Here is a 12930-nt window from a genome sequence, read left to right on the forward strand (position 1 = left end):
TCCGATGCAGAATCAGAAATAGCGCCTGCCGATGAAGACGAAAACGATAGTGACGCTAACGCTGAGGCAAACGAAAGTGCTTTAACTTCTGAAGACCCCCTTGATGACGCTATTGAAGCGTTTGAAAAGCAAATGATGGATGATATTCCATCGTTTAGTCAAATGGGTGTGGATGAAGAACTTCAAGCAGAAGAAGCATTAAAAGAGAATACAGATTCGACGGATGAAAACACTTCAATGGGGTCTGAAGAGTCTCTATCTAGTGAAGAATCGAGTAGCGATGATGAATATGACGACAGTCTTCTGAATGACGCTTTCGACGAAATCGAAAGCTTCGAGTTAGAACAAGAAATTGATGGCGTTATTGACAGTGAAGATAACGAAGAAGAAACGTCTTCTGAAAATGAGGCGCTATCGGAAGAAGATAGTTCTCAAAAAAGTGCCAATAAAGATTTTGAAGAATTAGACGATGTCCCCGGACTTGATGATTGGCTCTCTGCTTCTGATGATGACACTGTTGACGACAACGAAATTCTTGACGATTTAGACAGTGCGGAATTCGATGAGTTACTTCAAAGCCTAGAGTCTGACGATGTGATGGATTCTAGCGAACTAGTAAGTGATGCAGAAGATAACCATGATTCTCTGAAAGAAACTAGCGTTGAAGCGAATGCCTCTAGTGATGAAGTAGAAGAAACCGCTAATCTTGAACAAGACGACGGTGAAGACGAAACGTTCGAACTTGAGCAAGACGAGGATGCTGATGCGAGACTTGAGCTCGAACAAGATGACGAAACGTTCGAACTTGAGCAAAGTGATGACAGCGAGCTCTTTGAGTTAGATGAGGATGAAGGGGCAGAGGAGTTAGACGAGCTTGAGATTCCAGATGATCTAGACATAGCCACGCCATCAGAGATTGAGGAAAGTGAGCCAGTAGTAGACGACCCTGCAGCTGACGATAACGGTGATGAACTTAAGCTAGATAATCCTGACCTTGACCTTGCTGCATTGTTGAGCGACATAGAGTCAGATGATGAAGGAGAGACGAGCTCTGCGTCACAAGATTTCCTCGATGTAGAATCGCTCTTAGATGACGGTGACGATGCAAATGCTATTGATCCTGACAGTCAGGCGCTTGATCTTGACGTGAGTTTATCTGATTTTACCGGCGTTTCTGATGACGATACGGTTATAGATATCGATAAAGATGCAGGCCAAAACGCAAACCTTGATTTAGCTCGTGCTTACATTGAAATGGATGATGCAGAGGCAGCAAGAGAGTTGCTAGAAGAAGTAATGAATGAAGGTAGCGAAGAACAAAAGCAGGAAGCTGAGTCAATACTAGCAAAAATCGTTTAGCGTTTGAGCGTTACTTTTTGAAATAAATAAACAGCCTGCCTTTTTAACGCAGGCTGTTTTTGTTTAAGTTACTGCGCGGTAACGGGTCATTCCGTTAGTGTTTTTTACGCATATGTGGCATTGCATGTTGCCCACAGGATGACTAAACTTAGCGCCTTTTTAGCGAAGGGGTAATGTAAATGGGGCGAATTGCCTTAGGGATTGAATACGATGGTGCGGCAGTTTACGGCTGGCAACGCCAGCGCGAAGTTCCCAGTGTTCAAGAACATCTCGAAAAGGCACTGTCGACAGTGGCCAATCAACCCATTGAGGTGCAATGTGCCGGGCGAACCGATGCAGGTGTGCATGCCACAGGGCAGGTGGTTCACTTCGATTGTGATGCTCCTCGCTCCGAACGCGCATGGACGCTCGGTGTAAATGCGAACCTACCTAATTCTGTAGCTGTTACCTGGGCGAAGAACGTCAGTGATGACTTTCACGCGCGTTTTTCTGCTACTCATCGTCGCTATCGTTACGTCATTCACAACGCAAAAATGCGTCCCGCTATTTTGCACTCAGGTGTTACGCACATTCATCGTGAGCTAGACGAAAAGAAAATGCACCTTGCTGCACAGGCGTTATTGGGAGAGCAAGATTTTACCTCATTTCGCGCAGCGCTATGCCAGAGTAAAACGCCATTTCGAAACGTTACCGATGTGAGCGTGAGCCGACAAGGCCGCTATGTCATTATTGATATTCGGGCAAACGCGTTCTTACACCACATGGTTCGCAACATTACCGGTGCGCTTGTTGAAATTGGTGCAGGGGAGCAAGATGTTAATTGGATTGCACACTTGCTAAGTCTAAAAGACAGAAGTAAATCAGCTGCAACGGCTAAGCCAAACGGTTTGTATTTGGTTGACGTAACTTATCCTGAGGAGCATGACTTGCCCAAAGGGCCTTTAGGACCTTTGTTTTTGCCAAATTGACATGATTTAGCACGCTAATAGATTGTGTGAAGCTACCCCAAGGGTTTTAAGCATTATGCTTTTTTTAGTGTTCTGCAGGGGAGTAAGGATGGTGAAGTAAACCGACGTATAATCGTGATTTTAGTGGTTCGTTCATAATGCGCTGTCGATAAATATACAAGGAGGTAATGTGCCTATTTTTCACTTCAGCTTAACACTACTTTGCTCGTTACTGTGTCTAACGACATTTTACTGCCGTGCTAATACACAAGGTCATATCCCTAGCGTGCGTTTTGCCGTTAACACACCCGGCTCAGCTCCTTATTTGTACTATGATGAGAGCGCAAAGAGCTACCAAGGCGTCGTTGTCGATTTTTTTAATGCTGATGAACTATCAAGTCAGTTTCGCGTCGTCTATTTAGATTCAAATCGCGCTAGAAGTGAAGATTTATTAAAGTCGTCGTCCGTAGACTTGTTTTTATCTTCCGAAAGTTGGATAAGTAAACCGAGCAGCTTTCTCTTTAGCGAAGAGTTGATTAAGCATGAAAGTTATATCTACTCCACTACAAATTTCGAAGGACCATTTGTTCCAGAGGAGAACGTATCCTCGAGTATCTGTACACGATACGGTTTTGTTTATCCTGCCTTAACACCGTATTTTGATAGGGAAGAAAATAATATTGATAGGGTTGACTCAAGTAGCCAATCTACAATGGCTATGATGCTGTCGAGAGGACGCTGTGACTTTGCGATAATGAATGAACACAATGCCCGTTCAGTCATGTTTGACCCGAAGTTCTGTTCTACAGAGTTTTATCAGTCGCCTAATGTTATTAGTCGGGTGAGTTTAGTGTTCGTTATTCGTTCTGGTTTCACTTCTCTTAAAGATAAAATCGATATCGCACTTAAGCATTTTGTTGAAAGCGGCCAAAGGCAACTATCTTTTGAGCGTCATTCAGGTGTTAACCAGTTTCCAAAGGCTAAATGCTAGAGACGTCTATTTAAGCCAGTACATACTGATACCTTTATATACTAATTTAAATGCAGGAATAACAGAGGTAAGCGTCACTAATCCCGACCGCCAACTTCTAAGACCAGTTTTGTTTTTTCCATTTCGTTGTATTGTGGTCTAATAGCGCGCTATATTAGGTAGCTGTTCTGTTGTATTACGTATTTTTTCTTTGTAATACAGCATGGAACTTAAAAATTTAATGTGTTGTTGGCCTCAAGTATGAACAAATATTAATCGTCATGGTCGGCAAACAAAAACAAAGGATTCAATTTCCATGAGCTGGATTCAAAAAATTCTCCCGCGCACGCAAACATCACACAAAGGTAATGTACCTGAAGGTATTTGGACAAAATGTGGTTCTTGCCAAGCTGTGTTGTACAAAAGCGAACTGGAAAAACTTCAGGAAGTTTGCCCTAAGTGTGATCATCATATGCGTATTACGGCACGCCGTCGTATTGATGCGTTTTTAGACGATGGCGATCGCGTAGAATTGGGTGCCGAGCATGAACCTCAAGACGTACTAAAGTTTAAAGACTCTAAGCGCTATAAAGACCGTATCGTTGCTGCACAAAAGGCGACAAACGAGAAAGATGCTTTAGTGGTAATGCAGGGGAAGCTGAAAGGCATGCCTGTGGTCGTCGCTTGTTTTGAGTTTGCGTTTATGGGCGGTTCAATGGCATCGGTGGTAGGTGCACGTTTTGTTGCGGCTGTTAATGCATGCTTAGAAAACGACATGCCACTCATTTGTTTCAGTGCAAGTGGCGGAGCGCGTATGCAAGAAGCGCTTATGTCGTTGATGCAAATGGCTAAAACATCTGCAGCTCTGGCTAAAATGAGCAAAAAAGGCCTGCCTTACATCAGTGTGCTTACCGACCCTACGATGGGTGGTGTATCAGCAAGTCTGGCAATGCTTGGTGACGTGAATGTGGCAGAGCCGAAAGCGCTTATCGGTTTTGCGGGTCCTCGTGTTATCGAACAAACAGTAAGAGAAAAGCTGCCTGAGGGTTTCCAGCGCAGTGAATTCCTTGTTGAGAAAGGCGCAATTGATATGATTGTTGACCGCAGAGATATGCGTGATAGATTACACAGCCTGTTGGTTAAGTTGCATCATAAAAATTAGTGAATAACGAAAACAATTTAAATACTGGCTCAGCGGAAAACGAACAAGACACTTCTGTGTCTTCAACTTCGCAAAAAAGCTTGAGCCAGTGGCTATCCTACCTAGAATCAATTCATCCTAGCGCCATCGATATGGGGCTAGACAGAGTGAAAGCGGTTGCCAATGCCATGGCACTATCGCTTAGCCAATCGCTGGTTATTACCGTAGCAGGCACAAATGGTAAAGGCACCACGTGTCGCTTGCTTGAGCAAGCCATGCTATCGCAAGGCAAAAGTGTTGCAGTGTACAGCTCACCACATTTAATCGATTACCGTGAACGGGTGCGTTACAACGGCGAGTTACCGCCTGCCAATGAATTTGTAGATGCTTTTGAGTTTGTTGAAAACGCACGAAAGGACACGGGTGGTGAGCCTATCACCTTGACGTACTTTGAGTTCGGTACGCTGGCTGCAATGAAAATGATGCAGTTATGGGCTGTAGATGTGGTGATTCTTGAAGTTGGCTTAGGTGGGCGTTTGGACGCCACTAACATTATTGATCCCAATCTCGCCGTTATTACCACAATCGACCTTGACCATCAGGATTGGCTTGGCAATACCCGGGAAAAAATCGCTCGCGAAAAAGCGGGCATTATGCGCAAAAACGGCAGTGCAGTAGTGGGTGAACTGTTCCCTCCATCGTCGCTTTATGATGTGGCTAATGAATTGCAAGCGAACGTACGCTGGGCAACACAAGACTTTGTAACGGAAGTGGCAAGTGATTACAGTGAGTGGAGTTGGAAAGGAAAGAGCAGTAGCTTCGCCTCGCTACCTTATCCTAAAATTCCACTTCAAAATGCGAGTACAGCGTTGGCTGCGCTAGAATTGCTAGACTTGCTACCCGAAGAAAGTGTGGTAAGAAACATTATTGAAAATACCACGATGCCAGGACGTCAGCAAACGATCAGTGAGTCGCCTCTCGTTGTGGTGGATGTTGCTCACAATCCGCAGGCAACGACGGCCATGCAGAATTGGCTAAATCGTTATGATGTAAGCAAAATGCGTATCGTCGTGGGCATGCTTAAAGATAAGTCAATTGCAGAAACTTTAGCGCCACTCTCTGCGCTTAATGCTGATTGGTATGTGTCGTCAACAAGCGGCCCTCGAGGCTGCAGTGCAGAAGTACTTGAAAATGCACTTGTTAATGCTGGTACAACCATAGAGAATATAAAGACGTTTAAAAACGTAACCTCGGCATATCAGCGCGCGCTTGCAGATTATCAAACTGGCGAACTTATTCTCGTTTTTGGTTCTTTCGTTACCGTAGCAGACGTGCTTGCTGAGCATAACTAACACGCGCATTGTAGAGAAAAACGTGTATTCAAGCAGGAGAGCACAGTGACATCGGCATTAAAGAATAGACTTGTGGGTACGATCATTGTCGTTGCCCTAGCGGTCATTTTTTTACCAGACTTTCTTGATGGCAAAAAGCAAACTAACAGAGAACCATTTGTTTCTGTACCCGCTAATCCACCAAAGAAGCCTATTGTAGAGCCCGAGCCATTTCCATCGGAACGAGTGGCAAAAGCGGCAGTTCCTGCGGTTGAAATAGAAGATGAAACCGCCATAGACGATGAGCCTATGGTGTCGTCACGTGATGAGGATTCAGGTGCCAGTGTTACTCAGGCGCCAAAAGAAAAAGTTTTCGAAGAGCAGGATAACCTCGCCAGCCAAACTGTGATTGATAACAAAGGCGCGGCGGCAGATGACGATGCGGGTTGGGTTATTCAGCTGGGAAGCTTTCGTCACGAGAAAAATGTTAAAGCGCTGTTAGCCAAACTCGAAAGGGCAGGCTACAGGGCCTTTAGCCGTAAAATTCAGACTAGCTCTGGGCCGCTTAATAAAGTTTTTGTTGGTCCTGATCTAGATAAAAACAAGCTAGAGTCGGCACTACCTCATCTAAAAGAGCTCACGAGCCTTAAAGGCAAAGTTACAACGTTCAAAGTAGAGTAGCGCGTATTCTTACCTTTATTGATTCGTATTACAGACTAGTAATATTTCTATCTTCTGTTAGAATGCGCGCCATCTCGCCAAAGGCTCGTTGCTTCATCACAAAAAGCAACATCAACGCAATAAAGAGACGATGAACTGGGTAGACTTTTCCATACTGGGTATCATTGCGGTATCTACCTTAATAAGCCTAATCAGAGGGTTTGTTAAAGAAGCCATCTCGTTAGTGGTATGGTTTGCTGCACTCTTTATTTCAAGCAATTTCTACGCAGACCTCGCCATTTATTTTACAGCCATTGACGACCCCTATTTAAAAAATGGCGCAGCTATTGCCGCGCTCTTTGTCGCAACGCTTATCCTCGGCGGCATGATAAATTACGTAATCAGCCAGTTGGTACAAGCCACGGGGCTGTCAGGAACCGATCGTGTCTTAGGCATAGTTTTTGGTGCATTGCGTGGCGTTTTGATAGTTAGCGCATTGCTCTTTTTTATGGATACCTTTACTCGCGCAGCCTCAGCAGCATGGTGGCAAGCGTCGGTACTCATTCCCGAGTTTGGTGTCATCATTGAGTGGTTTTTCAGCTATGTGAAAGACTCCTCCAGTTTCTTAAATCCCGCTTGAAATAGGTAACGCACATGTGTGGTATAGTCGGAATAGTTGGTAAAACGCCCGTAGCTCAGTCGCTGTACGACGGTCTGACGGTTATTCAGCACCGAGGACAAGATGCCGCAGGCATAATGACTATCGACCAAAATATGTTTAATTTGCGCAAAGCAAATGGCTTGGTTCGAGATGTTTTCCATACACGCCATATGAAAAGATTGTCAGGCAATATGGGTATCGGTCACGTGCGTTATCCAACGGCTGGGACGTCTAGCTCGGCAGAAGCACAACCATTCTATGTGAACTCACCGTTTGGTATTGCCTTTGCTCATAACGGCAACCTAACTAATGCCCACGAGTTGCAAGAAGAAGTATTCCGCATTGCTCGCCGTCACATTAATACTACCTCAGACTCTGAATTACTCCTTAACATTCTTGCTCATGAACTGCAGCAAGTTGCGGGTTTAAGTGTAAGTGCTGAACATATTTTTGAAGTCGTAACGAAGGTTCACAAAAAAATTCGTGGTGCCTATGCAGTAGTAGCAGCCATTATTGGCCAAGGTATCGTTGCGTTTCGTGACCCTCACGGTATTCGCCCTCTAGCGCTAGGTAAGCGTATGAGCGAGCTAGGCGAAGAATGGATGGTAGCCTCCGAAAGCGTAGCGCTTGATGCGGTAGGCTTTCAGTTTGTTCGTGATGTTATGCCAGGTGAAGCGGTATTTATTACTGAAGAAGGTCAGCTTCACACCAGACAATGTGCTGAAAACCCGGTAACTTCGCCGTGCATATTCGAGTTTGTTTATTTCGCTCGCCCCGACAGTTTTATCGACGGTATTTCAGTGTACGCGTCGCGCGTAAACATGGGCCGTAAACTGGGTGAAAAAATCAAACGGGAATGGGCAGACCTGGATATCGACGTGGTTATTCCTATTCCTGAAACATCGATGGACGTAGCGCTTCAAATAGCCAACACCCTTGAATTGCCATACAGACAAGGTTTTGTAAAGAACCGCTACATTGGCCGTACCTTTATTATGCCCGGCCAAACCATGCGTAAAAAGTCAGTACGCCGCAAGCTAAATGCAATTTCATCTGAATTCAGAGGCAAGAGCGTATTACTTGTTGATGACTCAATCGTACGTGGTACTACATCAGGTCAAATTATCGAAATGGCTCGTGAGTCAGGCGCGAAGAAAGTGTACTTTGCGTCAGCCGCGCCGGAAATTCGCTTCCCGAATGTTTACGGTATCGATATGCCATCGGCTAATGAGCTTATTGCTTATGGCCGTGAAATCGACCAAATAGCAGAGCTTATTCAAGCAGATGGCCTTATCTTCCAAGATATCTCTGATTTAGTAGATGCAGTTCGCGAAGAGAACGAAACCATTCAGCGTTTTGAAACGTCTGTTTTTGATGGAAATTATATTACTGCAGATATCGATCAAGCGTATCTTGAACGTATCGACTTGTCTCGCGGTGAACAATCGAGAAAAGCGCCGGTTGTACAGGCGGAGCTAAGTAATCTTGATGTGCACAACATGGATGCCGCTGATTAGTATTGCATTAGCTTTTAGATAAGCAGTGTTCACAAAAAAGCCGCTTTTAGAAGCGGCTTTTTAAATGGTTTAATCTTTTAAGAAGACGCTAGTGAACGAATACCGGTCCACCAGTAAGCCCCCATACCAATACAGAACCTGTCATTAGGATAACCAGTAACACCAGACCGCATGTCACCACTGAACTTGAATAAATAAAGCCTTTATCTTCCGGCATGTGCATTAAAATTGGAACGCCAGAGTAAAGTAGGTATACCGAGTAGCTTATGCCGACCAACAAAGCTGTCATCACTACCCATAGCTCAGGATATAGACCCGCAAAACCCACCATAAACAGCGGTGTAGCTGTATAGGCTGCTAACTCTAACGATTGCGTGTACGTTGGCGTAGCATCGAAAGCTTTAGCGAGTTCATGAATAAGTACCGCTAATGCTACTACTCCGGCTATCAAGCCAAAATACATGCCTATGCCCATCATAATGGCGGTATTTTCGCTAAGTCGTATGATGTCACCTGCACCAATACTCCAGCCGGTGTGGGCACTGGAGTAGTAAGCTACAAGTGAGGGAATGAGTGCTATAAATGCAATATGAGTAAGCGCGTAAAAATAGGTTTCGTGCTTGGTATCAATGGTTTGCCACTCTTCTCTTGGATGAGTGTAAATACCAATTAAGTGATTTAAAATCATAAGGTCCTGCCTTGTTCACCAACATTATTATTAGAAGATTGTTGTGAGGCAGTAAAAACACACGAATTAGCCGAGAATACAAATAAACTCGGACACAGCGGCAAGCGCTAAAGAACTGCCATTAACAATACGTTTACAAATTCAGTGTGCAGCAGAAAGTCAGAGGCGTCAATATAAATAGTTTAATTTATGAGCACCTCTAAATGGCTAGTTGATATTCGGCGCCCCAGAGTGGAAACGAAGCTCTTTGTCGTCACTTTCTATCAACGATTTTTCAACGTGACCGAAGTGAGCTACACGTTCAGTGATATCCGTGTCGGATATTTGTCCAGCAAGCGTGAGGTAATCCTCAAAGTGTCTGGCTTCAGAGCGTAATAATGAAACGTAAAACTTGCCTAAATCTTCAGACACAAAGGGAGCGAGCTTCGCAAAGCGTTCGCAAGAACGGGCTTCAATATAGGCGCCACAAATAAGCTTGTCGACAAGCTTTTCAGGTTCGTAGGTGCGTACGTGACGTAGTAAGCCATTGGCGTAACGACTAGACGTTACCGATTTATATTCAAAGCCCAGTTCGTGCATAATCTCTAGCACTTGATAAAAATGATGTAGCTCTTCTTTTATTAGCATCACCATTTTATCTAGCATATCTTTTTTGAAAGGCTCAAGCCCTTTAACGTCAAAAACGCTTTTTGAAAGGTGCTTAGTGTTAAGCGACTGCCAATCGCCTTCATGTCTATACGTGAAGTCCTCATAGGGTTTTAACCAGCCTAAAAGCACTTTACTTGTTTCCTCATCAGCAACGTAGCGGCGAAGCAAGTACATGGCTGACTGAGCCGCTTTCAATTCGCAAATCAAGTGATCGGTAAGGATGACGCGAAGGTTTTCTTCTTTTTGGGCTTCGTCTATCCACGACTGTGGGGTTTCGCAGTGCAAAAAAGCGTTAACTGGAGTAAGTAGTGAGGTGACTTCAGAGGTGGAAATTACAGACATGTTGAAACTCAATTTTAAGTGCTACGATGTTTCAGTAACATTTGAATTTGGCATCTGGCAACCTACGTTTCGGCGAGCCCACATTCAACGTTTCTGATCGAAGCGTGATTTTACTTGATACCTACAAGCCCTTACAACTTAAAAAAGAGGCCCTTAAATTACAAAATGAACTACCTAGCTCACCTTTTCCTGGCACGACCAACCGCAGATTCTCATTTTGGTAACTTATTGGGAGATTTTAGGCGAGGCGTGGATATCAACAGATTTGGAAACGCAGTTCAGCTAGGCCTTAAAAATCACTACGAAGTTGATCGATTCACCGATAGTCACGAGAGCGTTTTAGCTGCAAAGGTGCTATTCGATAAAAGTCGCCGGCGCTTTGCCCCTGTAGCATTGGATATCTATTTCGACCATCTACTCATTAAACACTGGACAAAATTTTCAACCCAATGTTTCGATGATTTTCGCGAGCAAAGCTTCGCTTTGTTAGAACAGCGGTTGCCTACCATGCCAAGAACGATGCAGCACAGTGTAGGGCATATGATAACCCATGATTGGTTTGAGGATTATGCTGGAGAAGAAGGCATTGCCAAAGCGATTTCTGTTGTCGCCAAACGCATTCGTTTTCCCAATACTTTCCATAATGCTGTAGACGATATAGGCAAACACCAACAGGAAATAGAGGCGAGGTTTTTAGCGTTTTTCCCAGACCTCATTGCACATATAAACGATAACGGACCTGAAAATATTGATAAAACGTAGCCCGTGTTACAGAAATGTATCGAAGAAATTGGTGGTTTTGTCGTTGATTGCTAAGCTGTCGTACAAACAGCGCTATAGTCTGACTAGGGTGTGTTGCTCATCTGTATAAGTTACAGGTTGGCAGGCTCTAAGAATACTAAAACGATAAAACTAACGACACACAAAGACAAGAGTAATGATGAATAAACAAGCCTTAAACCTAGTAACATCACTTGTGTCATTTCGCCACGATGATAACAAACATAAAGCGCTGCCCTGGCTAATGGCCGCTATGCTTGCTTTTGTAACTTTGAACGCGAGTGCTTCTGAAGATGAGAGAAGCCCCTCAGCACACGCTCGCGCTATGAAAATTGATAGCAGTGTAGTGACAGAACACGAAACTAAAATTCTTGGCAAGCGCGTGAAATACAGTGCTACTACAGGTACGCAACCCGTATGGAATAGTAAAGACGAAGCGGTTGCTACCTTATTCTACACGTACTATCAGCGAACTGACGTTAAAGAGAATACGGAGCGCCCGCTTATTATTTCCTTTAATGGTGGCCCTGGATCTGCCTCAGTATGGATGCACGTAGCGTACACTGGCCCTCGTATTCTTAATATTGACGATGAGGGTTATCCTGTTCAGCCCTATGGTGTTCAAACTAACCCTTATTCTATTTTAGATGTGGCAGACATCGTATTTGTAAACCCGGTAAACACAGGGTACAGCCGTGTACTACCCAAAGCCGATGGCAGTATGCCGTCGCAAGACGAACAACAAAAAATGTTCTTTGGCGTTAACGCCGATATCAGCTATTTAGCGGAGTGGGTGAATACCTTTGTAACGCGCAATAATCGCTGGCGCTCTCCTAAATATTTAATTGGTGAAAGTTACGGTACTACGCGTGTTTCAGGTCTTGCTCTGGAGCTTCAAAATAGACAATGGATGTATTTAAACGGCGTTGTTTTGGTGTCGCCAACCGACATCGGTATTGAGCGCAATGGGCCTGTAAAAGCCGCTAACCGCTTGCCATATTTTGCGGCTGCAGCGTGGTATCACAATAAACTTGAGTCCGAACTTCAGAACAAAGATCTTACTGAATTACTTCCTGAAGTCGAAGACTTTACCATCAATAAACTCATTCCTGCGTTGGCTAAAGGCGGCTTCATCGGCGAAGCGGAAAAGCGTGATGTGCTTAAACAAATGGCGCGTTACTCAGGGTTAAGTGAAACGTCAATTGCTCAAAACAACTTAGACGTAAGCACAGCTTTTTTCTGGAAAGATTTATTGCGAGATGAAGGGAAGACCTTAGGCCGGTTGGATAGCCGTTATTTAGGTATAGACGCGAAGCAAACTGGTGATCGCCCTGATTATTGGGCAGAGTTAACATCATGGTTGCATTCATTCACGCCTGCCATTAATTACTACCTGCGCGAAGAGTTAAATTACAAAACCGATATTAAATATAATATGTTTGGCAACGTGCATCCTTGGGATAGAAGCAATAACCAAACAGGAGAGAACTTGCGTTTGGCAATGGCGCAAAATCCGTATCTGAATGTGATGATTCAAGCTGGATACTACGATGGCGCAACTAACTACTTTGACGCCAAATACACCATGTGGCAACTTGATCAAAGTGGCAACCTAAAAGACCGCCTAAGCTTTAAAGGGTATCGCAGCGGACATATGATGTACCTGCGTCGCGATGACTTAAAACAGTCAAACCAAGACTTACGTGAGTTTATTCAAGCTAGCACACCAGGCAAAGGTGCGCCTGCTGAATACAAGAGATAGCACAACTAAAAGGCAGGACAAGGATGTCAGTTTCTTTTACATATGATTTGTTTTATGAATTGAAGTTGGTTTATGTTATTGATTATTATAGGTAAAACCATTTGGCCTGGAGTTTGCTAACGTT

Annotated in this window: 12 protein-coding genes; 10 read left to right on the forward strand and 2 right to left on the reverse strand. The window is 44.2% G+C overall.

Annotated elements, in window-relative coordinates; translation table 11 throughout:
• The 8 genes from GVO62_RS02320 to purF form a co-directional block, all read left to right on the forward strand.
• On the forward strand, positions 1 to 1359 hold a 1359-nt coding region (locus GVO62_RS02320), incomplete at its 5' end, for a FimV/HubP family polar landmark protein (protein ID WP_308469230.1).
• Positions 1360 to 1538: 179 nt separating this feature from the next.
• Complete coding sequence (gene truA, locus GVO62_RS02325) at positions 1539 to 2327, forward strand: tRNA pseudouridine(38-40) synthase TruA (RefSeq protein ID WP_159117570.1); 789 nt, start codon at positions 1539 to 1541, stop codon at positions 2325 to 2327.
• 169 nt (positions 2328 to 2496) lie between these two features.
• Positions 2497 to 3297: a substrate-binding periplasmic protein gene (locus GVO62_RS02330; protein WP_159117571.1), complete on the forward strand. Its 801-nt coding sequence runs from the start codon at positions 2497 to 2499 to the stop codon at positions 3295 to 3297.
• A gap of 295 nt (positions 3298 to 3592) precedes the next feature.
• A complete protein-coding gene (accD, locus tag GVO62_RS02335; RefSeq protein WP_159117572.1) occupies positions 3593 to 4438 on the forward strand; it encodes an acetyl-CoA carboxylase, carboxyltransferase subunit beta in 846 nt (281 codons plus the stop codon).
• Positions 4438 to 5769: a bifunctional tetrahydrofolate synthase/dihydrofolate synthase gene (gene folC / locus GVO62_RS02340; protein WP_159117573.1), complete on the forward strand. Its 1332-nt coding sequence runs from the start codon at positions 4438 to 4440 to the stop codon at positions 5767 to 5769. The genes accD and folC overlap by 1 nt, the downstream gene beginning before the upstream one ends.
• Positions 5770 to 5814: 45 nt before the next feature.
• Positions 5815 to 6429 (forward strand): SPOR domain-containing protein, encoded by a 615-nt coding sequence (locus tag GVO62_RS02345; protein ID WP_159117574.1) that lies wholly within the window; start codon positions 5815 to 5817, stop codon positions 6427 to 6429.
• Between the two features lie 130 nt (positions 6430 to 6559).
• Positions 6560 to 7048 carry a CvpA family protein gene (locus tag GVO62_RS02350; protein ID WP_159117575.1) on the forward strand — a complete coding sequence of 163 codons (489 nt, stop codon included), beginning with the start codon at positions 6560 to 6562 and terminating at the stop codon, positions 7046 to 7048.
• Positions 7049 to 7062: 14 nt separating this feature from the next.
• Positions 7063 to 8586 (forward strand): amidophosphoribosyltransferase, encoded by a 1524-nt coding sequence (gene purF, locus GVO62_RS02355; RefSeq protein ID WP_120958931.1) that lies wholly within the window; start codon positions 7063 to 7065, stop codon positions 8584 to 8586.
• Between the two features lie 88 nt (positions 8587 to 8674).
• On the opposite strand, the gene GVO62_RS02360 is transcribed toward purF, so the two are convergent.
• The gene (locus GVO62_RS02360) at positions 8675 to 9274 is read right to left on the reverse strand and encodes a Yip1 family protein (protein ID WP_105929391.1); all 600 of its coding nucleotides are present in this window, start codon (positions 9272 to 9274) and stop codon (positions 8675 to 8677) included.
• Between the two features lie 207 nt (positions 9275 to 9481).
• On the reverse strand, positions 9482 to 10264 hold the full coding sequence (miaE, locus tag GVO62_RS02365; protein ID WP_159117576.1) for a tRNA isopentenyl-2-thiomethyl-A-37 hydroxylase MiaE: 783 nt from the start codon (positions 10262 to 10264) through the stop codon (positions 9482 to 9484).
• A 165-nt stretch (positions 10265 to 10429) separates the two neighbouring features.
• On the opposite strand from miaE, the gene GVO62_RS02370 reads away from it, so the two are divergent.
• Positions 10430 to 11026: an acyl carrier protein phosphodiesterase gene (locus GVO62_RS02370; protein WP_159117577.1), complete on the forward strand. Its 597-nt coding sequence runs from the start codon at positions 10430 to 10432 to the stop codon at positions 11024 to 11026.
• A gap of 271 nt (positions 11027 to 11297) precedes the next feature.
• Positions 11298 to 12806: a S10 family peptidase gene (locus GVO62_RS02375; RefSeq protein ID WP_373995999.1), complete on the forward strand. Its 1509-nt coding sequence runs from the start codon at positions 11298 to 11300 to the stop codon at positions 12804 to 12806.
• Positions 12807 to 12930: the final 124 nt, after the last annotated feature.

Origin of the sequence: Alteromonas sp. KUL150 (assembly GCF_009811475.1) — a bacterium.
Lineage (GTDB): Bacteria > Pseudomonadota > Gammaproteobacteria > Enterobacterales > Alteromonadaceae > Alteromonas > Alteromonas gracilis.

Excerpts from the sequence above, each read along its gene's own strand:
- truA (WP_159117570.1), top strand. The coding sequence starts at position 1,539 with ATGGGGCGAATTGCCTTAGGGATTGAATACGATGGTGCGGCAGTTTAC.
- accD (WP_159117572.1), top strand. The coding sequence starts at position 3,593 with ATGAGCTGGATTCAAAAAATTCTCCCGCGCACGCAAACATCACACAAA.
- GVO62_RS02350 (WP_159117575.1), top strand. The coding sequence starts at position 6,560 with ATGAACTGGGTAGACTTTTCCATACTGGGTATCATTGCGGTATCTACC.
- purF (WP_120958931.1), top strand. The coding sequence starts at position 7,063 with ATGTGTGGTATAGTCGGAATAGTTGGTAAAACGCCCGTAGCTCAGTCG.
- GVO62_RS02360 (WP_105929391.1), bottom strand. The coding sequence starts at position 9,274 with ATGATTTTAAATCACTTAATTGGTATTTACACTCATCCAAGAGAAGAG.
- miaE (WP_159117576.1), bottom strand. The coding sequence starts at position 10,264 with ATGTCTGTAATTTCCACCTCTGAAGTCACCTCACTACTTACTCCAGTT.
- GVO62_RS02370 (WP_159117577.1), top strand. The coding sequence starts at position 10,430 with ATGAACTACCTAGCTCACCTTTTCCTGGCACGACCAACCGCAGATTCT.
- GVO62_RS02375 (WP_373995999.1), top strand. The coding sequence starts at position 11,298 with ATGCTTGCTTTTGTAACTTTGAACGCGAGTGCTTCTGAAGATGAGAGA.